Raw genomic sequence first — 22,934 nt, 5'->3', positions numbered from 1 at the left:
ATTTTTACAGGCATAAGATATATCCCTATAATTTATATAGTGTATTAATATTCCTCTTCTTCGGCAGTGAACATAGCATTGGCCCGATACTTCGCCTAGATCAGGATAGGAATATTCTTGAAAATTTTCCAATCCCTGTCGCCACGCGGTGGTAAAGCCTGCTTATCTATGACAGGCGTAACACATAAATAATATTTTTACGATTCTGTTATCAGCCTGGCCAGGCTGAACTATAGTTAAGTCAATCAATGTTAACGCGTTAATTCAAATAACAGATTATTCCTTACGTTATATTTTACCCGCTAAAGGGTTTTTATTATTTTTTATGTTTGTTCAGTCACACTGACGACAATATTTCATCAGGCGGAAAAGCAAGTTCATCACTTTAATTAGTAAGGAATAGTTATGAAAACTAAGCTTTTTCTGCTGGGCTGCGGCCTGAGCCTTGGCGTAGCCAGTTCAGGCTTTGCCGCCACCACCACCGGAACCATCACCGCCAGACTGGTACTGACAGCGGGCTGCCTGGTCAATGGGCAAGTCGCCACTCCGGGTGCCATTGGTAACCTGGGTACGTTGGAATTCCCTGGTGGTGCCGCGACCTTTGATATCAAAACCGCCGCCGTTGTCGGTACGGTGGGTAATGGTATTTTTGTTCGCTGCTCCACGGGATCGACCTACTCTGTGCAAATCACCAGCAGCAGTGCTAAGCCAACCACCGTGTATGGCACAGAAACGACGCAGCCACGCTATCTGATCAGCGGCACCACGGCCACCGTGGGTATCGCCTACTCCCTGTACCCCAATACTGACTACACCACGCCAATTGCCAATAACACCAATATCGCCCCGGTCGGCACCCCCGATGCGACTTACGGAGATAACTATCCGATTTATGGTCGTATTGCTGGTGGGGGGAATACCTCCGCCATTCCTGCCGCCACCTACACGGATACGATTAACGTTGCAGTGAATTACTGATTGCCGCGACAGGGGAGTCCATCGTGCGGGAGCTGCTCAGGCGACATGCGGGCGTTATTCGTCCGTTCACGTTACTGCTGCTGGCCTACAGCAGCAGCAGTAACGCATTGCCTACCGCCGATTTTGGGGTCAGTGCTTCTATCGTCAATGGCTGTGTGATCACCAGCACGGCTCCCACGGTTTTCGGTACGCTCGACTTTGGCACTCAACCCGGGGTAGGCAGCGTCACCGCCAATGCCGCCTATGTGCAGAATTCCAGTATTACGCTGGCCTGCACGCCGGGCACAACACTGAATATGAGTATCAACGGCGGGAGTAACTACACCACCACGCGCAACTTGAGAGTGGCCGGCAACACCAACCTGGTGGCGTATAGCCTGTACACCAGTGCCGCTCACACCACCGCCATTCCGGTGAATCAGAATGTGTTACTGACGCTAAGCAATGCCAACAATATCACGCTGCCGATCTACGGCCAGTTACAACTGAACGGTGTTAACCGTGCCGGGACCTACAGCGATACTTTGACGGTGACTTTGAGCTGGTAATTTCGGGGAATTGAAGGAGCAATAATGAAAAAACATCATCTCACAGGCGTGCTATTCACTCTGCTGTTGAGCGTTCTGGCATTCAATTCCCATGCAGGGAACTCAGTGCTCATCTGGCCGATCGACCCCAAAATCAGTCAGAACGATAAAGCCACCGAACTGTGGCTGGAAAACCGCGGTGCCAGCACCACGCTAATGCAGGTGCGCGTATTTGGCTGGCAGCAGGTTAATGGTCAGGAGCAATATCAGACCCAGCAACAGGTGGCTGCCAGCCCGCCGATGGTGCGCATTGAACCAGGTAAACGCCAGCTGGTGCGTCTGATTAAGCAGACCCCGCCCGCCGCCGGTCAGGAAGCCGCTTATCGGGTCATTCTGGATGAAATCCCTACGCCAAAAGCACCGGGTGAAGACCAGACCGGAGTGACGCTCCAGATGCGCTATTCCGTACCATTATTTGTCTACGGCAGCGGCCTTGATCCATCGACCGCCCGCCCTGACCTCAGTTGGCGGCTGGTCAATCGCGAAGGAAAACAGGCGCTTGAAATCACTAATCGTGGTAACGCTCATGCGCGCTTAAGTAATGTCGAACTAGGGGGGAAAAAACTCGCCGGAAGCCTGCTGGGCTATGTACTGGCCAATGCCAGTAACACTTTCCCGCTGAGCAGCCCCGCCTCAGAACGTGCCGAAATCAGTGCACAACTGGAGCAAAATCAGACCTGGCGTAGCACCAGTTCAGCCGCCAGGCGATGACCAGACGCTGCCTGGTGCCGGGACGGCACCGCACTCTGATCGTGACCGGCCTGCTGACCTGCCTGTCTTCTGTGACATGCAGTGCTGAAACCTATACCTCACTGCCACCCCCGCCCGCTGCCAGCGCCGGAGGCCAGGCAGATCAGCCACAGAGCTATATGCTGGGGTTGGTGGTCAATGATGAGGATCGCGGCATGGTGGTGCCAGTGCAGTTTCGTGATGGGCATTATCTTTTGCGTGCCGCCGATCTTCAGCAGGCTGGCATCCCGAGCGCGCAAATCAACTCATCAATTATGGATGTCTCCGCTATGGATCGGGTCAAAGCGGAGTATGACCGCCAGCGCCAGCGTATCCTGATCAATGTACCGCCCGAATGGCTTCCCGAGCAGACCTTTACGGGCACCACGCATAACAGCCCCCGTTATGAAGGACGTAGCAGCAGCGGTGCGCTGTTAAATTATGACCTGTATGTCAGTCAGTCGACTGGCGGGGGTTCACGTCTGTCAGCGACAAATGAGCTGCGCCTGTTTGGCGGTTACGGCCAGTTTGTCAGCAATGGCGTTTACCAGCAGCAGCTCTCCGGCCAGACCAGCTATCTGGAAAATGGCTATATCCGTTATGACACCCACTGGTCGAATCAAAATGAAGAAAATGCCCTGGACTGGCAGGTCGGTGATCTGATCAGCGACTCGCTGGCGTGGAGTAGCAGCGTCCGCCTCGGCGGTATTCAGCTGTCGCGCGATTTCTCATTGCGTCCGGATTTGGTCACGTATCCTCTGCCCTCATTTTCCGACCAGGCCGCCGTCCCCTCTACTGTTGATCTCTTCGTCAATGGCTATAAAACCAGCAGTAATGACGTGCAGCCCGGCCCTTACTCATTGACGAATATGCCGTTTGTTAACGGCGCAGGGAATGCAGTGGTGGTCACGACCGATGCTCAGGGGCGGCGGGTCAGTACCACGCTACCGTTTTATGTCGCCAGTAACCTGTTGAAAAGTGGGCTGTCTGATTACTCTTTCTCCGCCGGGGCCCTGCGCCAGAACTACGGGGTGAAAAATTTTGATTACGGTTCAGCGGCGACCAGCGGTTCTTATCGCTACGGGCTGATCGACTGGCTGACGTTGGAAAGCCATGCCGAAGCTGCGCCGTCACTGGCACTGGGCGGCGCGGGTGTACAACTCAAACTGGGGGCATACGGCGTGGTTAACGGGGCGGTCAGCCAGAGCCAGATGCAGGGAGAGAGCGGCAGGCAGTACAGCTGGGGCTATCAGTACAGCACCAATCGTTTTAGCGTGGGTATGCAACAGACCAAACGCACCACCGGTTTTGGTAACCTCGCCCTGTATGCCGACCGTGAGAACTACAGCGACAACATCGAATACAACACGCTCAGCCGCCGTAGCGCACAGTACAATGCCAGCGTGTCGCTGGATCAGTTCGGTAGCCTGGGTGCAGCACTGATTGATATCACCAGCGGCAGCGGCGAACGAACCCGATTGCTGAATCTGTCGTGGAGCCGGACTCTGTGGGGAAACTCCAGCCTGTATGTCTCCGCCAGTCGCGACCAGCAGCAAGGCGACTGGTCCGGTGCGATTGGCCTGATGATCCCCTTCAGCGATATGACCAGCGCCAGCATCAGCGTAGAGCGTAATCAGCAGGGCGGCGCTTCAGAGCGTCTCAGCCTGTCACACTCCATGCCGACCGATGGCGGTTTTGCGTGGGATGCCTCGGTCGCCAATCAGAGCGATGGGGGCAACTACCGTCAGGGCACCCTGCGCTGGCGTAACCAGAAAATGGAAACCTCAGCAGGCTTCTACGGCGATGACAATTACAGCACTCAATATGGTGATTTATCCGGTTCCCTGGTGCTGATGGACGGCGGCGTGTTTGCCGCTAACCAGGTGACGGATGCCTTTGTGCTGGTGAAAACGGATTACCCGGATATCAATGTGCGTTTTGAAAACCAGCTGATGGGCAAGACTGACAAAAAAGGCTACCTGCTGGTGCCCAGAGTCAGCTCCTATTATCCGGCAAAATACGATATCGACACCCTCGATCTTCCGGCAGATATGACCAGCAGCAGCGTCGAGCAGCGGCTCGTAGTGAAGCGCCAGAGCGGCTATCTGCTGCATTTCCCCATTGAGCCGTTGCGTGCTGCCAGCGTGATCCTGCATGACCAGAACGGTGAGGCGTTGCCGCTCTCCAGCGAGATCACTCGTCAGGGTCAGCAGACGGAGTATGTTGGCTGGGACGGTATTGTCTGGATGGAAAACCTGGCAGTACGCAACGCCATCCATGTACGAACCCCGGATGGACGCACCTGTGACACGGAACTGACCGTCTCCGGTGGACGGCCTAAATCACTGACCACCTACGGCCCGCTGGTTTGTGCGCTGCCGCCGTTACCTTCAGGAAATACACCATGAGAAAACTGTTATTGCTGTGCAGCGCTATCCTGCTGATAGTGAGCACATTGCCTGCGCTGGCAGCCTGTACCACGCCGACGGTGACGGCCAGCTTTGGCCCCGTCAGCTCGTTTACCGTTAATTCGGGCATTAGCACCGTCACACAAAATATTACCCTTAACTGCGGTGCCGGGGTGCTGGCGCTGTTGAGCAGCGACACCGTTAAGCTCCAGTTGACCGGTGCTACTACTGGCTCAATCATTGGTAATCGTGGCGCAATGAAACAGGGCTCGGACCTGATCCCGATACAGCTCTGTTACGACGCCGCCTGCACCACCAGCGAACTGACGATCAATGGTGCAACCTACACTATGTCGCGCTCTCAGTTGCTTGGCCTGAATATTGGCGGCACCGGTCAGGTGATTTTTAACATCCCCCTTTACCTGCGTACCGTTCCCGGCGCGGTGGTCGCGGAGGGTAACTACACCGTCACGCTGGCGGTCACGGTCAATTACGACGTCTGTACGGGCATTGGTGCGCTGGGTCTTTGCTTGCTGGGTTCACAGCAAACCGGCAGCAGCACGCAGTCTATTGTCGTGAATATTGCGATTTCCAAAGACTGCACGACGATCACCGCGCCCAACGTCCACTTTAGCAGCGCCCCTCTGGTCAGCCAGTTCAACCCCATCAGTCAGACTCTCAACGTGATCTGCACCAAAGGTAGCACCTACAGCGTTGGTATGAGCAATGGCCTGCATGCCGTTGGTACGCAGCGCTATATGACCAGCGCCGCGGGCGGTCAGCTGGCGTATGAGATTTATAAGGGCTCCGGTACTACCCGCTGGGGGAGTATCGTTGCCGCTGACCGGGTGCCGAGCACTGCTGGCATCGCCAGTACGGATGGTCTCACCCGTACGTTTAGCTACAATGCGCAGGTGCTGTCCAGTCAGGCGACGCCTGTCGCTGGGACGTATAATGATACGGTGACGGTGGATTTATCGTTTTAAGGTCAAGGCCCTTAAACCGGTGAGTCACACTAACCTAAGTGATTCCCACCCGTCACACCATGCACCTCTGCCGTGACATAACTTGATTCCTGCGAAGCCAGATAAACATAAATCGGTGCCAGCTCCGCAGGCTGCCCTGCCCGCTTCATCGGCGTCTGCTGACCAAATTCCGGGATCTTATCCTGCGTCTGCCCGCCCGCTATCTGCAACGCCGTCCAGATGGGGCCCGGTGCCACACAGTTCACCCGGATGCCTTTATCGATAATCTGCTTCGCCAGCGCCCGGGTATAGGCGAGGATCGCCGCCTTGGTGGACGCATAATCCAGCAGATGCGCACTCGGTTGATAGGCCTGAATGGATGACGTAGTAATGATGCTGCCGCCCGCCGGCATATAGGGGATGGCCGCCTGGGTGATCCAGTAAAGCGCGAATACGTTGGTCTCATACGTCTTACGGAACTGCTCGGTGGTGAGGTCGGCAATGTGCTCTACCGCCACCTGTTTACCGGCGACCAGCGCCAGGATGTCCAGGCCCCCCAGCAGCTCCCGGGCGTCTTCAACCAGCTTTTTACTGAAGGCTTCATTACTGATGTCCCCCGGCAGCAGCACGGCTTTACGTCCGGCCTGCTCAACCAGCCTGGCGACTTCTTCGGCATCGCGCTGTTCATCCGGCAAATAAGAGAGCGCCACGTCAGCGCCTTCACGGGCATAGGCAATGGCGGCCGCACGGCCAATACCGGAGTCGGCACCGGTCACCAGCGCCTTGCGCCCTTTCAGACGTTCACTGCCACGATAGCTGTTTTCACCGCAGTCTGGCCGTGGGCGCATATCGGCCTGCACGCCCGGTGCAGGTTGACGCTGTTTCGGATACTCAGTGGCGGGATACTGGGTGAGAGGATTCTGCATTTCATATTGGTCTGCCATGGTTCCTCCGGCTGTTGATAACAGTTTTATTCATCAATAAGGCTAGTCATCGCTCAGTGCATGTCGAGGCCGGAAACAGTAAAAACCAGTCATCCTGTTGATATACGGTACGAAAAAAAGGAATGAAAAATGCGATCAAATATAACCAAATGTGAACTCTCATTGAAGATTGCCCGAAGACGGTGCAGAAAGGTGTACAGATTTTAAACTCCACATCTCCTGTTAATTTTTGATTACCAATGTAAATAAATTGTAAATTAACAGAGTGATCGCCATCACATACATGACTGCCCTGGCAGGATAAAAACGAGAGAAACACAAAAAGGATGCGGTCATGGCGATAATCCCCCAGCTCAATACATCGCGGCAAGGCGGTGCGAAAACAATCTTCAACGTTACCAGCGGTAACTTCCTCGAAATGTACGATTTCATGGTGTTTGGCTACTACGCCACCGCCATTGCCAAAACCTTCTTCCCCGGGGATGACCCCTTCGCCTCGCTAATGCTGACGCTGATGACCTTTGGCGCAGGTTTTCTGATGCGTCCGCTGGGGGCAATTATCCTCGGCGCGTATATTGATCAGCACGGACGCCGTAAGGGGTTACTGCTCACACTCGGGCTAATGGCGATCGGTACACTGACCATTGCGGTTGTACCGGGCTACAGCACCCTTGGCATGGCCGCCCCGATCCTGATCCTGCTGGGGCGTTTGCTCCAGGGATTCTCAGCCGGGGTCGAACTGGGCGGTGTGTCGGTGTATCTGTCAGAGATCGCGCCAAAGGGCAAAAAAGGCTTCTACGTCAGCTGGCAATCTGGCAGTCAGCAGATTGCGGTGATCTTCGCGGCACTACTGGGCCTGCTGCTTAACCATCTGCTGGATAAAGGCCAGGTGACCGAATGGGGCTGGCGCATTCCCTTCGTCATCGGCTGTATGATTGTGCCGTTCCTGTTCTGGATCCGCCGGATGCTGGAGGAGACAGAAGCCTTTAGCCAGCGTAAACATCACCCGACGATGCGTCAGATCATGCACTCGGTTGGCAGTAACTGGGCGCTGATCCTCGCCGGCATGCTGATGGTGGTCACCACCACGGTGATGTTCTATATGATCACCGCGTTTACCCCTACGTTCGGCAAAACAGTGCTGATGATGAGCGACAGAGAGAGCTTCTTTGTCACGCTGTGCGTTGGGGTCTCCAATCTGATCTGGCTGCCGCTAATGGGTTCTCTCTCTGACCGCTACGGTCGCCGCCCGCTGTTACTGCTGTTTACCGTGCTGATGATTCTTACTGCCTGGCCGGTGCTGCACTGGCTGGTCGGCTCGCCCAGCCTAACCCATCTGCTGGAAGCGGAACTGTGGCTCTCCTTCCTGTATGGCAGCTATAACGGGGCCATGGTGGTGTATCTGACGGAGGTGATGCCGGCTGAAGTGCGGGCGACGGGGTTCTCCCTGGCGTATAGCCTGGCGACTGCGCTGTTTGGCGGTTTTACACCCGCGATATGCAGCTATCTGATTCATGTTACCGGAGATAAAGCGATGCCGGGCGTATGGCTGACGATTGCCGCGCTATGCGGGCTGGCAGGCTCGTTGATGATTAAGCGGTTGGTGAAGCAGTATCAGGTACGGCGTCTGAAAGAGCCGGCGATTCAGGTATAAACGAAAGGGGCGACCATTTCTGGTCGCCCCTGCGAGATTATTTACTGACGGTTTCCATGCCCATCAGGCCAATCTTCAGATACCCGGCCTGGCGCAGTTTATCCATCACGCCCATCAGGGTTTCATAATCGACCGACTTATCCGCCTGGAAGAAAATGGTCGTGTCTTTCTTGCCTTCAGTCTGCTTAATCAGCGTATCGACCAGCGTTTCCTGCGTCACGGCATCGTTACCGATAAACAGCTGACGGTCGGCTTTGATCGACAGATACACCGGTTTTTCAGGGCGCGGCTGCGGCGAACTGGTGGACGCAGGCAGATTGACGCGCACGTCAACGGTAGCCAGTGGCGCGGCGACCATAAAGATAATCAGCAGCACCAGCATGACGTCGATAAACGGCGTCACGTTAATTTCGTGCATTTCACCGTTGCTATCGAGATCTTCGTTTAATCGCATTGCCATAATGCTTAACCTACCCGCAGTTTCTGCGCAGACTGAACGCGATGGGCACCTTCGCTGGCAGCGAGGTCAAGGTCGCGGCTCTGTAACAGCAGAACCTGTGCCGCCACATCGCCAAGTGAGGCTTTGTAGCTGCCGATCGTACGGGCAAAGACGTTATAGATCACTACCGCAGGGATCGCCGCAACCAGACCGATAGCGGTTGCCAGCAGTGCTTCAGCAATACCGGGAGCAACAACGGCCAGGTTAGTGGTCTGCGTTTTTGCAATGCCGATGAAGCTGTTCATAATGCCCCAGACCGTACCGAACAGACCGACAAACGGTGCAATCGCACCAATGGTTGCGAGGAAGCCGTTACCACGACCGGCATGACGGCTGAAAGCCGCAACGCGACGCTCAAGGCGGAAACCGGTACGCTCTTTGATGCCGGTGTTGTCGTCAGAACCGGCTGACAGTTCCAGCTCGTTTTCCGCTTCTTTCACCAACAGCGTGCTGAGACTGTGGCCTTTAAAGCTCTCACACACCTGAGAGGCTTCTTCCAGCGAACGTACGCTAGCCAGCAACTGCTGCTCACGTTTCAGACGCTTACGCGCAGCGCTCAGCTCAATGCTTTTGCTGAAGAAAATAGCCCAGGTGACAACGGACGCCAACAGAAGGCCAATCATCACCGCTTTAACCACGATGTCTGCATGCTGATACATGCCCCAGACGGACAGGTCCATCTGCATCAAATCATTTGTCACGCTGTGTCTCCAACGTCAATTGCTGATAGCGAAAAATTCTATCGCGGATCATACCAAAACAGGAGTGAATTGATAGTAGTTCTCATTACTATTTACAACTTTCTGGACGTTTTATGCTCATTTTGTTGATTACCGGAATCCGCTTTCGCACTGATAGTGAATTTTCATCACTTATGCGCCTGTCGAATACCCCCTGAACGGCTACCGTGTTAACGTTAAAAAAAGGGTAAAAATGACACAGGGTTTTTATGAGCAGCGACAAAATTGAAACGGCACTGATTCGTGCAGGACGTAGCAAACGTTATACCCAGGGATCCGTCAACACGGTGATTCAGCGGGCTTCTTCGCTGGTATTCGATACGGTCGCCGACAAAAAACGGGCCACTGCCGGGCGGGCAGACGGCGAGCTTTTTTACGGGCGCCGTGGCACCCTGACCCACTTTTCATTGCAGGAAGCGATGACCGAACTGGAAGGCGGTGCCGGTTGTGCACTCTACCCTTGCGGCGCAGCAGCGGTAGCCAATGCCATTCTCGCCTTTGTTTCCGCCGGGGATAATGTGCTTATGAGCGGCAGCGTCTATGAGCCAACGCAGGATTTCTGCACTAAAATTCTCAGTAAAATGAATGTGAGCACCACCTGGTTTGATCACACCATCGGCAGCGAGATCGCCGAAAAGGTGCAGCCCAATACGCGCGTGGTGTTTCTGGAGTCTCCGGCGTCGATCACCATGGAAGTACAGGATGTTCCGGCGATCGTTGCGGCAATCCGCAGCAAAGCCCCCGACGCAATCATTATGATCGACAATACCTGGGGCGCAGGCATTTTGTTCCGCGCACTGGATTTTGGCGTGGATATCTCCATTCAGGCGGGCACCAAATATCTGATTGGTCATTCCGATGCGATGATTGGCACCGCCGTCGCGAATGCACGCTGCTGGGAACAGCTGCGGGAAAACTCCTACCTGATGGGACAAATGGTGGATGCCGATACGGCTTATATGGCCAGCCGTGGCCTGCGTACTCTGGCGGTGCGCCTGCGCCAGCATGAAGAGAGCAGCCTGCGCGTGGCGCACTGGCTGGCAGAGCGTCCTGAAGTGGCGGTGGTCAACCATCCGGCACTGCCGCAGTGCAAAGGCCATGCATTCTGGAAGCGAGATTTCACTGGCAGCAGCGGCCTGTTCTCCTTTGTGCTGAAGGAAAAACTGAGTCATACGCAGCTGGCACATTACCTCGACCACTTCACTCACTTCAGTATGGCGTACTCCTGGGGCGGCTATGAATCATTGATTCTGGCTAACCAGCCGGAAGAACTCGCGGCGATCCGTCCGGCGGGCGGTGTGGATTTCACCGGTACGCTGGTACGCCTGCATATAGGACTGGAAAACGTGGACGATTTGATTGATGACCTGGCCGCCGGTTTTGCCCGCCTGAGCCGCTGAATCCCCGAAACCTCAACAATTGATCAATGGCGTCTCGGGTTCGCGCCTTTGATCAAGGTGTTGGCACTCATTTACAGTTACACTAAGCAACGAAGTTTCGATAGCCAGAATAATGGGTGTTTTCTATAGCCAACGAGCTGGCGCTACAGCAAGGCGCCAGGTATGAAGGCGAAGCGGTCACGGGATAAAGAATGAGTGTACTACACGAGATTGTTCAGGCGCTCTGGCATCAGGATTTTGCCGCGCTGGCCAATCCGGATGTAATTTGGATCGTTTATGGGATTATGTTCCTGACGTTGTTCTTAGAAAATGGCCTGTTGCCCGCCGCATTTTTGCCGGGTGACAGCCTGCTGCTGCTGGCAGGTGCCATGATCGCCAAAGGCGTGATGACATTTATTCCGACGCTGCTGATTCTGACCACGGCCGCCAGTCTGGGCTGCTGGCTGGGCTATATTCAGGGACGCTGGCTGGGGAATACCCGGCTGGTCAAAGGCTGGTTACTGCATCTGCCCGCACAGTATCATCAACGCGCATGGCATCTGTTTAATCGTCACGGTCTGATGGCGTTACTGGTAGGGCGTTTTCTGGCCTTCGTGCGCACAATTCTGCCAACGCTGGCGGGGATTTCGGGCCTGAAAAACGGCCGTTTTCAGCTATTCAACTGGCTGAGTGGCCTGCTATGGGTCACGATTTTGGTGGGCTTTGGCTACAGTATCAGTCAGGTGCCGTTTATTAAACGCCATGAAGATCAGGTGATGGCCTGCCTGATGGTTCTGCCGCTGGTGATGCTCTCGATTGGTTTAGTCGGCAGTATTGCGCTGGTCGTGAAAGGCAAAAAAGCCCGGTAAGACCGGGCTTTTTGATCCACGGGGCAACAGCGGTTGCTCTTCCCCGTCATAGTGCGTTTTAAAGCTGTTCTGCCGTCTTTTCAACCAGCGCCAGCAGGGTTTTAATATCCTGCAAGGTGACCGTTGGGTTCAGTAACGTCATCTTCAGGCAGGTTACCCCGTCCGATTCCGTCACACCCACGTTGGCACGGCCCGAATCCAGCAAGGCATCACCAATTTTCTGGTTGATCAGTGCAATCGCCGCGTCATCGGCAGTCGCCAGCGACGCCGGACGATAGCGGAACAATACGCTCGCCAGCTGTGGCTGCATCACCAGCTCCAGTGATGGCTGCTCAGTGACATACTGCGCCACGTCTTGTGCCAGCGTCACACCGTGATCGATGATTTCAGCGTACTGCTGCTGACCTAATGCTTCCAGCCCCATCCACAGTTTTAACGCATCAAAACGACGCGTGGTCTGCAAGGATTTGGACACCAGATTCGGCACGCCCTGCGCTTCGTCGAACTCAGAGTTCAGGTAAGCCGCCTGATAGCGCATCAGCTCATAGTGACGGGCTTCTTTTAACAGGAACGCCCCGCAGCTGATGGTCTGGAAGAACTGCTTGTGGAAGTCCAGGGTAATGGAGTCCACCAGCTCAATGCCGTCCAGGTAGTCGCGGTATTTCTCAGACAGCAACAGCGCGCCGCCCCATGCCGCATCCACGTGCACCCAGATTTTATGCTGTGCCGCCAGTTCAGCAATCGCCCGCAGCGGGTCGATAGCGCCCGCATCGGTGGTGCCTGCTGTCGCCACAATCGCCAGAATCTGTTCGCCATTAGCCTGCGCCTGCGCGACTTTCTCAGCTAAGTCGTTGATGTCCATCCGCGCAAAGCGGTCGGTTTTCACCAGCGTCACGGAGCGGTAACCCAGCCCCATCAGCGCCATATTTTTCTGCACGGAGAAGTGGGCGTTCTCAGAACACAGCACTTTGATCTTGCTCAGGTCGCCTGGCAGGCCATCCTGCTGAACAGAGTGGCCCCTGGCGGCAAAGAAAGCATCACGTGCCAGCATCAGGCCCATCAGATTGCTCTGGGTGCCGCCACTGGTGAAGACGCCCGCATCACCCGCCTGATAGCCTACCTGAGTACGCAGCCATTCAATCAGCTTCATCTCAATGATGGTGGCTGACGGGCTTTGATCCCAGGAGTCCATGCTCTGGTTGGTGGCGTTGATCAGGACTTCAGCCGCCTGGCTCACCACCAGGCTTGGGCAATGAAGGTGAGCGACGCACTGTGGGTGATGCACCGACAGGCTGTCTTTTAAGAAGAACTCAACCGCACGCTCAATGGCGGCCTGGTTGCCCAGGCCCTGAGAAGTAAAGTCCAGCTGGATACGTTCACGCAGTTCAGCAACACTTTTGCCCTGATACATCTCAGGCTGTTGCAGCCACTGCACGACGGCTTCACTGGTCTGTTTGATCGCTTGCTGGTACGCATCGGTGCTTTGCACCGAGGCGGCCAGAATCGGGTTTAACCGGGACATCAACTTACTCCAGTTAAGACTGTTTAACGCCAGCAGACAGCAGGGCGTGTTCAAATTTATCCAGGAAAATACCCAGTTCTTCCTGGGTGATCAACAGAGATGGCAACAGACGCAGCACACAACCGTTACGCCCACCACGCTCCAGGATCAGACCGTTTTCGAAGCATTTTTTCTGGATCAGCGCAGACAGATCGCCATCAGCCGGGTAGCAACCCATATGATCTGGCGCTTCCTGCGGCTTCACGAATTCGATACCGATCATCAGGCCCAGGCCACGAATATGGCCGATGGCCGGATAGCGCGTTTGCAGCTCGGCCAGTTTGCCTTTCAGCCACTCGCCCTGCTCTGCCACTTTATCGGCAACGTTGTTGTTCTTCAGGATCTTCAGCGTGGTCAGGCCGGTTGCCATCGCCAGCTGGTTGCCACGGAAGGTGCCGGTGTGGTGGCCAGGAGACCAGGCATCGAATTTCTTCTTAATGCCCAACACTGCCAGTGGCAAACCGCCACCCACCGCTTTAGACATCACGATGATGTCCGGCTGAATGCCCGCGTGCTCGAAGGCGAAGAATTTACCGGTACGGGCAAAGCCCGCCTGAACTTCATCGATGATCAGCAGAATGCCGTGCTCTTCGGTCACTTTACGGATGCGTTGCAGCCACTCAACCGGCGCCGGGTTCACCCCGCCTTCGCCCTGCACCGCTTCCAGGATCACGGCAGCAGGTTTACGCACGCCGCTCTCAACATCGTTGATCAGGTTTTCGAAGTAATAAGTTAATGCTTTTACGCCAGCATCACCGCCAATGCCCAGCGGGCAGCGGTACAGATGTGGGTAAGGCATAAACTGCACTTCTGGCATCATGCCATCTACGGCTTCTTTCGGTGACAGGTTACCCGTCACAGACAGTGCGCCGTGGGTCATACCGTGATAGCCACCGGAGAAGCTGATCACCCCGGCACGACCGGTGACTTTTTTCGCCAGCTTCAGCGCAGCTTCTACCGCATCTGCACCGGAAGGACCGGTGAACTGCAGGCAGTACTCTTTACCCTGGTCTGGCAGTAATGACAGCAGGTATTCTGAGAACTGATCTTTCAACGGCGTGGTCAGGTCTAGAGTATGTAACGGCAAGCCGCTGGTAATGACATTCTGGATGCTCTGTAAAACGTCCGGATGGTTGTGTCCAAGGGCCAGCGTTCCCGCGCCGGCAAGGCAGTCAAGATATTGATTATTCTCAACATCTGTAATCCAAATACCCTGAGCTTTCGCAATTGCAAACGGCAATTTGCGCGGATAGCTCCTTACATTAGATTCAAACTCGGCCTGTCTGGCCAAATAGGTCTCATTGTTTCCATCAAAAGATTTGGCATCTAAAGCATCAATACGGACTTTATCCGTCATCATATCTCTCCTACAACCGGGGTGTCAGTTACACCGCAGTTGAATTAATTGAATTAAAGTAAATGGGTACCCTGCATAAAACGCGGCCAATATATGGCTTTTTAACCATCTTCTCAATAATTTATTTTATTTAGATTTTCTTACTATTTATCAATATGTTGTTGTTTTTTGGCCCGTAAACCTTTGATATAATGCCCCCTGCCGGATCTGACGGCTATCCCGCCTGGCGCATCCGCATCATCTCTTCCCCTGGCGTGACGCCAAAATAGCGCTTAAATTCGCGTGAAAACTGCGACGGACTCTCATACCCCACCTTAATGGCGGCCACGCTGGCCTTCATGCCTTCCTGCAACATCATCATGCGCGCCTGGTGCAGGCGATAGCTTTTCAGATACTGCAACGGCGAGGTGCTGGTGACCGCTTTGAAGTTATGATGAAACGCAGACACACTCATATTGGCTTCGGCGGCCAGCAGGTCCACGCTCAGGCTGTCGGTAAAATGGTGCTCAATACGCCGTAAGGCACGGGCAATCTGGCTGAACTGCGTCTGCCGACTGACCAGCGCCAGCAGCGCGCCGCCGCACGGCCCTTGCAGGACGTGATAGAGAATTTCACGCACAATCTGTGGCCCCAGCACGCGTGCATCGCGCGGGTGGCTCATCACATCCAGCAGGCGCTCCGTGGCACACAGCATCTCTTCCGTCAGCAGCGCGGAGTGGATGCCGCGCGTTTGCGGTTCGGGATGGAAGCCATCGTCTTCACCGATATCAATCAGCAGATCCTGTAGCTTCAGCGCATCCACGCGCAGCGACAACCCCGCCAGCGGCAGTTCCGGTGTGGCAAAGGTTTCGCATTCAAACGGCAGCGGGACGGTCAGCATCAGATACTTGGTAGCGTCATACTGGAACTCGCTGTTACCGAGGTAGCCCGTTTTCTGCCCCTGGAACAGGATCACAATGGCGGGCTGGTACATCACCGGCTGACGTGCCCAGTAGCGATCGGCGTAGATTAACGTGATGCCCGGCACCGCAGCCAGTCGTTCTTTATCGCCCGTCACCAGGCCGATGACCTGTTGCGCCAGTCGGGCGCAGATTGCCTGTCGATCCATTATTGCTCCCCATTTACCGAAAGAAACCCGGCGCTATCATCGCCCGCACATTGCCATTTCTCCAGCCTTTTGGAGAATCAGGCAAGAAACAGGCAGGAATGTGCATTGAGCCAACAGCACCTTGTGGTGACAATTGAAGCGACTCTTCAGACAATGCCCCACTCACCAGGACTGTCACCGATGAATAATTTTTTACTGCATACTCCCACCCGTATTCTGTTTGGTCAGGGGCAGATCGCCCATTTAGCCGCTGAAATTCCTGCTGACAGCAAAGTGCTGATCACCTTCGGCGGCGGCAGCGTGAAGAAAAATGGCGTGATGGATCAGGTGTACAGTGCGCTTGAAGGCTTTGACGTACGGGAATTTGGCGGTATTGAACCTAACCCCAGCTTCGAAACACTGATGCAGGCCGTTGACGTGGTTAAACGTGAAAACATCACCTTCCTGCTGGCGGTGGGCGGCGGTTCGGTGCTGGACGGCACTAAATTTATCGCCGCTGCTGCTTTCTACCCGCAAGATCCGTGGCACATCCTGCAAACCGGCGGCGCGGAGATCCATAAAGCGCTGCCGATTGGTTCGGTGCTCACACTGCCTGCAACCGGATCGGAATCGAACCGCAGCGCAGTGATCACCCGCCGTTCCACCCACGACAAACAGGCATTTCGCAATAATCATGTGTTCCCGCGCTTCGCCGTACTCGACCCGGTGTATACCTACAGCCTGCCACCGCGCCAGATTGCCAACGGCGTGGTCGATGCCTTTGTGCATACCATCGAGCAGTACCTGACTTATCCGGTCGATGCCCGGGTGCAGGATCGTTTTGCCGAAGGCCTGCTGCTGACGCTGGTGGAAGAAGGCCCGAAAGCCCTGGCCGAGCCGGAAAATTACGCGGTGCGCGCCAATGTGATGTGGAGCGCCACCATGGCCCTGAATGGCCTGATTGGTGCCGGGGTGCCGCAGGACTGGGCGACCCATATGCTCGGCCACGAACTGACCGCGCTGCACGGACTGGATCATGCACAGACACTGGCAATTGTGCTGCCTTCGTTGATGAACATTAAGCGTGATACCAAGCGTGAGAAACTGTTGCAGTTCGCCGCCCGCATCTGGGGCCTGCACGATGGCAGTGATGATCAACGTATCGATGGCGCGATTGCCGCCACCCGCAGCTTCTTCGAGCAGATGGGTGTACCGACGCGCTTTAGCGACTACCAGCTCGACGGTTCTTCCATTCCGCAACTGCTCAAGAAACTGGAAGAAAAAGGCCTGACCGCGCTGGGTGAACACCAGGACATCACGCTGGACGTCAGCCGTCAGATTTATCTGGATGCCCGTTAATCCCCTCCCGTTGTCTGTGTATCAACTAGACTTAGAGCCATCAACCGGTGCCCGCGCACCGGTTCACTCGCTGATAAGGAGATAACATGGCAGATCAACCAATCATTAAACTGCACGATGGCAATATGATGCCGCAGCTCGGACTGGGTGTCTGGCAGGCCAGCATTGATGAGGCTCGGGCCGCCGCCGTTAAGGCGTTATCCGTGGGTTATCGTTCCATTGATACCGCTGCAATTTATAAAAATGAGGAAGGCATTGGCCAGGCATTGCAGGAAACCGATGTCGCCCGCGATGATATCTTCGTGACCACCAAACTGTGGAATGACGATCAGCTCAACACCCCACAGGCGCTGGAAACCAGCCTGAAAAAATTGCAGCTGGAGAGCGTCGATCTCTATCTGATGCACTGGCCTTGCCCGGGGAAGAACAACTTTGTTGCGGCCTGGCAGGCGATGATTGAGCTGCAAAAGCAGGGGCTGACCAAAAGTATTGGCGTGTGTAATTTCAACGAGCCACACCTGAAGCGCCTGCTGGATGAGACAGGGGTCAGCCCGGTGATTAACCAGGTTGAACTGCACCCGATGCTGCAACAGCGCACCCTGCATGCGTGGAATGCGCTGCATCAGATTCAGACCGAATCCTGGAGCCCGCTGGCACAGGGCGGTAAAGGCGTATTCGATCAGGATGTGATTAAACAGCTGGCGAAAAAGTACGACAAAACCCCGGCGCAGATTGTCATCCGCTGGCATCTGGACAGTGGGCTGGTGGTGATCCCGAAATCGGTCACGCCGTCGCGTATTGAGGAGAATTTCAAGGTGTTCGATTTCCGCCTGCAAAAAACGGAGATCAGTGAGATTGCCGCGCTGGATCAGGGTAATCGACTGGGGCCGGACCCGGATGAATTGAATTAGTATTCCGTCATTTCGTATTATCTGTCACGGGCGAGGCATGCCTCGCCCCTACAAAAGCGCGAAACGTTAAAAACTACCTTGCCCGACCTGAACGGCGGAATTCACCGCCAGCTGCCCCGCCGTGCCACGATCCGCCATCTCCAGCGTCTGGCTGTAATAGGTAAACGGGAAATGCTCTGATGATGCCTGAGTAAAGGAGACAAACAGCTCGACGTCGCCATCCACCCACAGTGTATCTTTCCAGCCGCGATCTTCTGCCATCGGCTGTGCGCCATTCACGCTCTTGATCAGGAACATCACGCCCTGAATATGGAACGACTGCGGCATATCAGCATGAATAACCCAGCGCTCAAAACTGCCCTGCTGTGCCTGCACGTCAATGCGCGTCATATCCCACAGCGCGCCGTTAATGCCGGGCATTGAATCCCCCAAACGGAACTCGCGCGTGCGGCTGACAGCACCCTCGATCATCTGATCGGCCAGCAGACGCATCGGTAAGTTATCCGTCACTAACGGCAGCAGCCCGGTCGGGCGCAGGGTCAGGATCAGCGTTGAGGTCAGAATCGAAGAGGGTTCAAAGAAACCGCGCAGACGGTCGACAATCCCGGCGGCTTCCCCGGCGGTAATCGAGACTTCATCGCCCTGGGACATATCAACAAGGATTTCACGTCGTTCGCCAGGCGCCAGCGACAGCTGTTCAACCGCTACGGGTGCGGGCAGGAAGCCCTGATCGCTGGCAATCACATTAAACGGGCGGCTGTCACTCATGCGCAGCTGATAGCGGCGAGCGTTAGAAGCATTCAGCAGACGCAAACGCACCCAGCCTCGGGAGACTTCGAGAAACGGATTCTGTACGCCATTCACCAACAGCGTATCGCCAATAAACCCGCCATTACCCGGTGGGTCATACTCCGGTGCACCAAAATTATCCAGCCGCTTGTCCTGAATAATCAGTGGAAAATCGTCCACGCCGTAGTGATTGGGGATAGGTAAGGACTTACTCACTTCATCCTCGACCAGCCACATCCCGGCCAGGCCGTTGTAGACGTGCGGAGCCATGCGATTAGGCGTGTTGGCATGATACCAGCAGGTGGAGGCCGCCTGGCGGATCGGCACCACCGGCGCCCAGTCAACACCCGGCGACATCATACGCGCCGCGCCGCCCATCAGCACACCCGGCACCTGCAGGCCGCTCACCGTCATCGACACCGGTTCATTCAGACGGTTGCTGTAGATCAGCTTGACGTCATCCCCGTTCCAGACGCGTACCGTTGGGCCAAGATAGAGACCATTCATTCCCCATACCGGCACTTTATTGCTGCCGTTAAAGGCCCAATGGCTGCGTTGCAACGTCAGGAACAGCGGCTGCCCACGACGTGACTCGATCAGTGGCGGGACCGGTAACGGATTGCCCTGCCCGGCACCCGCAGCACGGGCACGTAAGGGAAGAGTAGAAGCACAGAGGGCAATGCCTGAGGCTTGAATAAACTGACGACGACTGAAGGACATACCCACTCCGTAAGTCAAAACGGCCGCCGCAGCGACGCTATTCCATTTTTTATCATTATGCGCGGGCTGTGTTTCCGCGTGATGTGCTGTCGTAAAGAGAGGACAGCGTGGCCGGATCACCGGCCACTCCGTTAATTTATAGCTTACCTGACGCTTCGCGTGCAGCGACTTCGGCATTTAACTCATCCAGCTTCGCCGACATCAGTTCACGACAGTGTGTCGCCAGCTTGCGCACGGACTGCTCGGCAAAGGCCTGGGTATCAACCGGCGGCAGCATTTCAACAATCGCCAGCCCGTTCTTCAACCGGTTCAGTTCGATTTTGCCGTGAATATTCGACACCACGATCGGAATAATGGGCACACCAGCCGCAACCGCCGCATGGAAGGCACCCGTCTTGAATGGCAGCAGGCCACGACCGCGGCTGCGTGTCCCTTCCGGGAACATCAGGAAGGAGATCCTTTTACGTTTAAACTGATCCACCAGTTCACCAATAGTACCGTGTGCTTTGGCGCGGTTATCACGGTCAATCAGCAGGTTACCTGTCAGCCAGTAGAGCAGACCAAAGAAAGGCACCCACAGCAGGCTGCGCTTACCGACAGTGACCGTTGTTGGCTGCACCATGCTGGCCGCCGTGATCATGTCGTAATTGTTCTGATGGTTACAGATATAAATCGCGTTCGGGTAGTTTTCAGCGCCCTCTGGCTTGCGCAGCTCCACCTTCAGACCGAATATCGGTGCCAGACGACCAAACAGATGACCAAAGGTAGCAACATGGCGCGGATCGCGCGGCCTGAACAGACAACAGTAGATACAGCCAAACACACACAACAGGATCGAATACATCACCACGATGATGATACGTAGAAGAGAAAGCATCACTACCTCGTTTTTACTTACAGGTCACACACCGGACAGGTCCATGCGCACTCATGCTTATTATATTTTTTGGGAAATAATCGCCGAGCTGGCCCGTCAATGACGATCGGGCCAGACGAGCGAATTACTCCTCGCTGTCATCCGTTGGGGCTGCACGCACCGGGCCGTCAACGTCGACCCGATCAATGCGCTGCAAGCCACGCGGCAACAGCGTGCCACGACGGCCACGCTCGGCACGGAACTTTTGCAGATCGGCCGCTTTCAGCGTCAGCTTACGTTTACCCACATGCAGCGTAATATCACTTTGTGGTGTCAGCAACAGCAACCAGGCCAGTTTATCCTCACCGGAGGCTGCCTGAGCCGACGGGATGGAGACAATTTTATTCCCCTTCCCTTTCGACAGCTGCGGCAGGTCACCCACCGGGAACATCAACATACGTCCGGCAGCAGTAATGGCCAGCAGCAGATCGTCATTGCTGTGGATCGCCATTGGCGTCATCACTTTGGCATTTGACGGCAGGGTCAGCAGCGCTTTACCGGCACGGTTACGTGACACCAGGTCGCTAAAGGTACAGACGAAACCATAGCCCGCATCGGACGCCATCAGCAGTTTCTGATCGTCCTCCTCCATCAGCACCTGTTCAATAACGGCGCCCGGTGGCGGTGTCAGTTTACCCGTCAGCGGCTCACCCTGACCACGCGCCGATGGCAGTGTGATCGGATCGAGCGCATAGCTGCGCCCGGTGGAGTCGATAAAGGCCACCGGCTGGTTACTCTTGCCACGAGCGGCAGCACGGAAGCTGTCACCCGCTTTGTAGCTGAGGCCCGTTGGGTCAATATCATGGCCTTTGGCGCTGCGCACCCAGCCGCTTTGTGACAGGACGATCGTCACGGGTTCGGACGGCACCAGCTCACTTTCGCTGATGGCTTTTGCTTCTTCGCGCTCACGCAGCGGTGAACGACGATCATCGCCATACGCATCGCTGTCTGCCTGCAACTCTTTCTTCAGCAGGGTATTCATTTTGCGTTCAGAGGCCAGAAGCCCTTGCAGATAGGCCTGCTCTTTTTCCAGCTCATCCTGCTCCCCGCGAATTTTCATCTCTTCCAGTTTGGCGAGATGGCGGAGTTTCAGCTCGAGGATGGATTCAGCCTGGATTTCAGTGATGTCGAAACGCGACATTAATACCGGCTTCGGTTCATCTTCCGTACGAATGATATGGATGACGTCGTCGATATTGAGGAACGCCACCAGCAAACCAGCAAGGATATGCAGACGTTTCTGCACTTTTTCCAGACGGAAGTTCAGACGGCGGCGCACCGTATCACGACGGAACATCAGCCATTCATTGAGAATTTCCAGCAGGTTTTTCACCGCCGGACGGTTATCCAGGCCGATCATGTTCAGGTTAATGCGGTAGCTGCGTTCAAGATCGGTGGTCGCAAACAGGTGGTTCATCACCTGTTCCATATCCACACGGTTGGAACGCGGCACAATCACCAGACGCGTCGGGTTTTCGTGGTTCGATTCATCGCGCAGATCTTCGACCATCGGCAGCTTTTTGTTACGCATCTGCGCAGCAATCTGCTCCAGTACGCGCGCGCCGGATACCTGATGCGGCAGCGCCGTAATCACCACGTCACCGTCTTCTTTCTTCCATACCGCACGCATACGCACCGAGCCACGACCGCTCTGGTAGATTTTACGTATTTCGTTGCGCGGGGTAATGATCTCCGCTTCCGTCGGATAATCCGGCCCCTGAACGATATCGAGCAGGTCATCCAGCGTGGTTTTCGGGCTGTCGATCAGTGTAATGGCAGCTTTGGCGACTTCACGCAGGTTATGCGGTGGAATGTCGGTTGCCATGCCCACGGCAATCCCGGTGGTGCCATTGAGCAAAATGTTCGGCAGGCGCGCCGGCAGCATCGACGGTTCCTGCATGGTGCCGTCAAAGTTGGGTACGTAGTCAACGGTGCCCTGCCCGAGCTCGCCCAGCAGCACTTCGGCATACTTTGACAAACGTGACTCGGTGTAACGCATCGCGGCGAAAGATTTGGGATCGTCCGGTGCCCCCCAATTCCCCTGACCATCAACCAGCGGGTAACGGTAGGAGAACGGCTGCGCCATCAACACCATCGCTTCATAGCAGGCGCTGTCACCGTGCGGATGGTATTTACCAAGCACATCACCGACGGTACGAGCAGATTTTTTGAACTTAGCGTTGTTGCTCAATCCCAGTTCTGACATCGCATACACAATGCGGCGCTGAACGGGCTTGAGGCCATCGCCAATATAAGGAAGCGCACGATCCATGATGACGTACATGGAGTAGTTAAGGTACGCATTCTCAGTAAAGGTATGCAGGGCAAGGCGCTCTGCACCATCCTGCGTCAGATCAGTCATTATTCTCTTTTCCTCACATCGCGGCGCGTTAAGGGCCTGCCAACTCCGCACCACACAGCGGTAAGTTTGGCGAGGATAGTACCTTATCTGATAAGGGTCTGTCACAGGGATCAATGGTTC

General features: G+C 55.3%; 19 protein-coding genes. 10 read left to right on the top strand and 9 right to left on the bottom strand.

The window, feature by feature from the left end; genetic code table 11:
- Positions 1–405 precede the first annotated feature (405 nt).
- From LJN55_RS03390 to LJN55_RS03370, 5 genes are read left to right on the top strand one after another with little or no spacing between them, the layout of a single operon-like run.
- Positions 406–978 carry a spore coat protein U domain-containing protein gene (locus LJN55_RS03390; RefSeq protein WP_133843783.1) on the top strand — a complete coding sequence of 191 codons (573 nt, stop codon included), beginning with the start codon at positions 406–408 and terminating at the stop codon, positions 976–978.
- A gap of 56 nt (positions 979–1,034) precedes the next feature.
- A complete protein-coding gene (locus tag LJN55_RS03385) occupies positions 1,035–1,526 on the top strand; it encodes a Csu type fimbrial protein (protein WP_192933190.1) in 492 nt (163 codons plus the stop codon).
- A gap of 24 nt (positions 1,527–1,550) precedes the next feature.
- Positions 1,551–2,276 carry a fimbrial biogenesis chaperone gene (locus LJN55_RS03380; RefSeq protein ID WP_133843785.1) on the top strand — a complete coding sequence of 242 codons (726 nt, stop codon included), beginning with the start codon at positions 1,551–1,553 and terminating at the stop codon, positions 2,274–2,276.
- Entirely contained in the window at positions 2,273–4,702 is a 2,430-nt protein-coding gene (locus LJN55_RS03375) for a fimbria/pilus outer membrane usher protein (protein ID WP_227535668.1), read from the top strand. The genes LJN55_RS03380 and LJN55_RS03375 overlap by 4 nt, the downstream gene beginning before the upstream one ends.
- A complete protein-coding gene (locus LJN55_RS03370) occupies positions 4,699–5,688 on the top strand; it encodes a Csu type fimbrial protein (protein WP_227535666.1) in 990 nt (329 codons plus the stop codon). Before LJN55_RS03375 ends, LJN55_RS03370 begins: the two co-directional genes overlap by 4 nt.
- A gap of 29 nt (positions 5,689–5,717) precedes the next feature.
- Here LJN55_RS03370 and LJN55_RS03365 read toward each other — a convergent pair whose 3' ends face one another.
- The gene (locus tag LJN55_RS03365; RefSeq protein WP_227535665.1) at positions 5,718–6,611 is read right to left on the bottom strand and encodes an SDR family oxidoreductase; all 894 of its coding nucleotides are present in this window, start codon (positions 6,609–6,611) and stop codon (positions 5,718–5,720) included.
- A gap of 334 nt (positions 6,612–6,945) precedes the next feature.
- Here LJN55_RS03365 and tcuC point away from each other — a divergent pair, with 334 nt between their 5' ends.
- Positions 6,946–8,265, top strand: coding sequence for an MFS transporter (gene tcuC / locus LJN55_RS03360; protein WP_227535663.1), 1,320 nt, complete (start codon positions 6,946–6,948; stop codon positions 8,263–8,265).
- 37 nt (positions 8,266–8,302) lie between these two features.
- On the opposite strand, the gene exbD is transcribed toward tcuC, so the two are convergent.
- Both exbD and exbB read right to left on the bottom strand, forming a co-directional pair.
- Positions 8,303–8,725 carry a TonB system transport protein ExbD gene (exbD, locus tag LJN55_RS03355; RefSeq protein WP_133843795.1) on the bottom strand — a complete coding sequence of 141 codons (423 nt, stop codon included), beginning with the start codon at positions 8,723–8,725 and terminating at the stop codon, positions 8,303–8,305.
- Positions 8,726–8,730: 5 nt separating this feature from the next.
- Positions 8,731–9,465 carry a tol-pal system-associated acyl-CoA thioesterase gene (gene exbB, locus LJN55_RS03350; RefSeq protein ID WP_171148875.1) on the bottom strand — a complete coding sequence of 245 codons (735 nt, stop codon included), beginning with the start codon at positions 9,463–9,465 and terminating at the stop codon, positions 8,731–8,733.
- Positions 9,466–9,713: 248 nt separating this feature from the next.
- Between exbB and metC the strand changes: the two genes are divergently transcribed.
- Both metC and LJN55_RS03340 read left to right on the top strand, forming a co-directional pair.
- Entirely contained in the window at positions 9,714–10,904 is a 1,191-nt protein-coding gene (gene metC, locus LJN55_RS03345) for a cystathionine beta-lyase (protein ID WP_227535662.1), read from the top strand.
- 191 nt (positions 10,905–11,095) lie between these two features.
- Entirely contained in the window at positions 11,096–11,752 is a 657-nt protein-coding gene (locus tag LJN55_RS03340) for a DedA family protein (RefSeq protein ID WP_133843801.1), read from the top strand.
- A 58-nt stretch (positions 11,753–11,810) separates the two neighbouring features.
- On the opposite strand, the gene LJN55_RS03335 is transcribed toward LJN55_RS03340, so the two are convergent.
- The 3 genes from LJN55_RS03335 to LJN55_RS03325 all read right to left on the bottom strand — a co-directional run bounded on the left by LJN55_RS03335 (position 11,811) and on the right by LJN55_RS03325 (position 15,778).
- A complete protein-coding gene (locus tag LJN55_RS03335; protein ID WP_212813692.1) occupies positions 11,811–13,274 on the bottom strand; it encodes a pyridoxal phosphate-dependent decarboxylase family protein in 1,464 nt (487 codons plus the stop codon).
- A gap of 13 nt (positions 13,275–13,287) precedes the next feature.
- A complete protein-coding gene (locus LJN55_RS03330; protein WP_200642834.1) occupies positions 13,288–14,670 on the bottom strand; it encodes a diaminobutyrate--2-oxoglutarate transaminase in 1,383 nt (460 codons plus the stop codon).
- A 214-nt stretch (positions 14,671–14,884) separates the two neighbouring features.
- Positions 14,885–15,778 (bottom strand): AraC family transcriptional regulator, encoded by an 894-nt coding sequence (locus LJN55_RS03325; RefSeq protein ID WP_227535661.1) that lies wholly within the window; start codon positions 15,776–15,778, stop codon positions 14,885–14,887.
- A gap of 180 nt (positions 15,779–15,958) precedes the next feature.
- On the opposite strand from LJN55_RS03325, the gene yqhD reads away from it, so the two are divergent.
- Complete coding sequence (yqhD, locus tag LJN55_RS03320; protein WP_133843807.1) at positions 15,959–17,116, top strand: alcohol dehydrogenase; 1,158 nt, start codon at positions 15,959–15,961, stop codon at positions 17,114–17,116.
- A gap of 86 nt (positions 17,117–17,202) precedes the next feature.
- Positions 17,203–18,027 (top strand): 2,5-didehydrogluconate reductase DkgA, encoded by an 825-nt coding sequence (dkgA, locus tag LJN55_RS03315; RefSeq protein ID WP_227535660.1) that lies wholly within the window; start codon positions 17,203–17,205, stop codon positions 18,025–18,027.
- A 66-nt stretch (positions 18,028–18,093) separates the two neighbouring features.
- Here dkgA and ftsP read toward each other — a convergent pair whose 3' ends face one another.
- The 3 genes from ftsP to parC form a co-directional block, all read right to left on the bottom strand.
- The gene (ftsP, locus tag LJN55_RS03310) at positions 18,094–19,536 is read right to left on the bottom strand and encodes a cell division protein FtsP (protein ID WP_227535659.1); all 1,443 of its coding nucleotides are present in this window, start codon (positions 19,534–19,536) and stop codon (positions 18,094–18,096) included.
- 136 nt (positions 19,537–19,672) lie between these two features.
- Positions 19,673–20,413, bottom strand: coding sequence for a 1-acylglycerol-3-phosphate O-acyltransferase (locus LJN55_RS03305; protein ID WP_133843813.1), 741 nt, complete (start codon positions 20,411–20,413; stop codon positions 19,673–19,675).
- Between the two features lie 124 nt (positions 20,414–20,537).
- Positions 20,538–22,814 (bottom strand): DNA topoisomerase IV subunit A, encoded by a 2,277-nt coding sequence (gene parC / locus LJN55_RS03300; RefSeq protein ID WP_227535658.1) that lies wholly within the window; start codon positions 22,812–22,814, stop codon positions 20,538–20,540.
- Positions 22,815–22,934: the final 120 nt, after the last annotated feature.

The organism is Erwinia rhapontici (genome assembly GCF_020683125.1).
Taxonomy (GTDB): Bacteria; Pseudomonadota; Gammaproteobacteria; order Enterobacterales; family Enterobacteriaceae; genus Erwinia; species Erwinia rhapontici.
The sequence above is the reverse complement of the archived record's forward strand: the minus strand, read 5'-3'. Positions and strand labels throughout refer to the sequence as shown.